Genomic DNA, 2,075 nt, shown 5'->3' on the forward strand with positions numbered 1-2,075 from the left:
AATTTCAATAACAAAAAACAAAATCTTAAAAAAACTGCTTAACTAGTACGCCGATTTTATTTGCAAGTCCACTATTTTTATCATCTCCACTATTTTTCCTGTAATTGTATAAATAATAAAATGTTGGAATTGTCGTTTGTTCTTCAATTTGTTTACATATATCCAAACCTTGCTTTGATAATGGTGATTTTGTTTCTTGCATCTGATTTAAAGACCAACGTTCTCCGACCTCACAATTCATTTGTAAGCTATCACAAGCTTGATAGTTTGTTTCCCAACTTAAAATTGGCATATAACCAAAGTCGTAAAATTTTGGTAGCTTATAAATTGGGACAGATTTGTTACATGTACCACACGTTAATGGAGAGTCAATCGAAATGTAGTTTGTGATAAGAATGTAAAATTCAGATTTACAACATATACAAGGTTTCTTATACTCTGAACTTGTTTTACCTATATTCTTAATTGAAATTGTCGATCCACTAAGTTTTTCAATTTTGTCTATTTGGTCTTGGACATATTTGTTATTATACTTTTTACTAAGTGATTTTTTTTCAAGTGTATATGGAAGACTTACAATTTTATTCTTTCGCAAAGAGCCTGTTGACAATGGTGATTTCTTATTTGTTCATTTTTTTTTATAAAAATTCGTTGGCTTGAATATACGGTTAAATACAAAACTAAATAGTATTAAAATTGGTAAAGCTAACCAAGCTGTAAATACTAATTCCAGTCCATTTTGTCCGCCATGACCATGGCACAATGTGTTTCCGCTTATAAACAAAGGTGTCAAACTTGATTGAATAAAAATATAATTAAATAGTATTAGACGTTTTTACAGAATGATTCTATTCGTCTATATCCTCATATATTAATTCATTTTTCAGTTTGCTTATCGTAATTTTTCTAAAAGTAGGAGTATAATTATTTTGTCCACTGGGTTTAAAATACTCCCTAACATAAGCATCTTCTGTTTCATAATTCTGTGTAATTTTTGGACCCCAATATTGATTTAATGAATTATAAGATACAATGTGATTAGAATCTTCGTTCGAATGGAAATTTTTGGAATTTATAATTTTCGAAATAGCTTTTTGTTTATCCAAATTAGAGATGTTAAGCGTAAATGTTTCATAACTCTCACCAATTGCAAACGATGAGTTATAGTTACTGATCTTAAATTCATCTACTAATGTTATCGCTTGTTCTTCAACAAGTTTGAGCGCATCAGATTTTGTAAAAAAATAATCACTAAAAAATAGATAACATGTAAATAATAGGCAAATAAAACCATAGGTAAATAGCAGATATCTTGCAAACCTTGGGTATCCCAGTTTTTTAGGTATTATATATATCAATAATCCCACGACAATTGGTGTACCTATGAAGATGAGAAATAAAATCAAAGGAAAAAGAAAATCATCCATAAAATTAAATGATTAACAACAATCCCAGTTGAACCAAGCTTTGTCAAATCGCTTATTTATAAAATCTTCAGGGTGAATTAGTGTTTGCATATTTTAATTCGTTATTAGTTTGGTAATCCTTTCCAATTTAACAAAAGAAATGATAGGTTACAACTTCACGTATCTATTTCCTTCATTCACCGAGTTTTTAGTTGGTTTAGTCTAATTGCCATCGGGTTGGGACGATTAACACCCTACTTTTGAATCAACAAATAAGATAAAACTAACAATATAACATAAAGACATTATGAAAACTTTAGCAAAAACATTCGCGGCAGCAGCCTTGATCGCAGTATCTACATTCACTATGGCAGCAGGCAAACCAGAGGTATCAAATCCTAAAAAGCAGTGGTCAATTTATCTACAGCAGATCTCGCCATTGATCATTATGTTGCGGTTATGACAGAGGGACAATCGGCAGGAGTAGAGCAGTTGTTTACAGCAGATTTTAGTCAAAAAGTACAAGCCTCTGAGGTGAAGACAAACAGCCGTTCAGAAGTTATCAGCTTTTTGAAAAAGCAAAAAGGTGAGCAGCTAAACTGTAAAACTAGTACCACCATCGTACAGGAGTCTGCAGACTATATGATCGCCAAAGTAACGATGCAGTTT

The 2,075-nt window shown here is 31.2% G+C and carries 4 protein-coding genes and 1 pseudogene; 2 read left to right on the forward strand and 3 right to left on the reverse strand.

All coding sequences use genetic code 11. From position 1 onward, the window contains the following. Positions 1 to 25: 25 nt before the first annotated feature. The 3 genes from L950_RS25080 to L950_RS37645 form a co-directional block, all read right to left on the reverse strand. Positions 26 to 610 (reverse strand): DUF2310 family Zn-ribbon-containing protein, encoded by a 585-nt coding sequence (locus L950_RS25080; protein WP_021190177.1) that lies wholly within the window; start codon positions 608 to 610, stop codon positions 26 to 28. A gap of 238 nt (positions 611 to 848) precedes the next feature. Beyond that, positions 849 to 1,427, reverse strand: a complete 579-nt coding sequence (locus tag L950_RS25085) for a hypothetical protein (protein ID WP_021190178.1) — start codon at positions 1,425 to 1,427, stop codon at positions 849 to 851. 12 nt (positions 1,428 to 1,439) lie between these two features. Next, positions 1,440 to 1,517, reverse strand: a complete 78-nt coding sequence (locus L950_RS37645; RefSeq protein ID WP_132773383.1) for a DUF1963 domain-containing protein — start codon at positions 1,515 to 1,517, stop codon at positions 1,440 to 1,442. A 196-nt stretch (positions 1,518 to 1,713) separates the two neighbouring features. On the opposite strand from L950_RS37645, the gene L950_RS29100 reads away from it, so the two are divergent. After that, the gene (locus L950_RS29100) at positions 1,714 to 1,869 is read left to right on the forward strand and encodes a hypothetical protein (protein ID WP_021190179.1); all 156 of its coding nucleotides are present in this window, start codon (positions 1,714 to 1,716) and stop codon (positions 1,867 to 1,869) included. Beyond that, a pseudogene (locus L950_RS25090) lies at positions 1,815 to 2,075 on the forward strand (hypothetical protein); the annotation flags it as partial. The gene L950_RS29100 and the pseudogene L950_RS25090, both read left to right, overlap by 55 nt.

It is taken from the genome of Sphingobacterium sp. IITKGP-BTPF85, from assembly GCF_001006065.1.
GTDB lineage: Bacteria > Bacteroidota > Bacteroidia > Sphingobacteriales > Sphingobacteriaceae > Sphingobacterium > Sphingobacterium anhuiense.

Excerpts from the sequence above, each read along its gene's own strand:
- L950_RS25085 (WP_021190178.1), bottom strand. The coding sequence starts at position 1,427 with ATGGATGATTTTCTTTTTCCTTTGATTTTATTTCTCATCTTCATAGGT.
- L950_RS37645 (WP_132773383.1), bottom strand. The coding sequence starts at position 1,517 with ATGCAAACACTAATTCACCCTGAAGATTTTATAAATAAGCGATTTGAC.
- L950_RS29100 (WP_021190179.1), top strand. The coding sequence starts at position 1,714 with ATGAAAACTTTAGCAAAAACATTCGCGGCAGCAGCCTTGATCGCAGTA.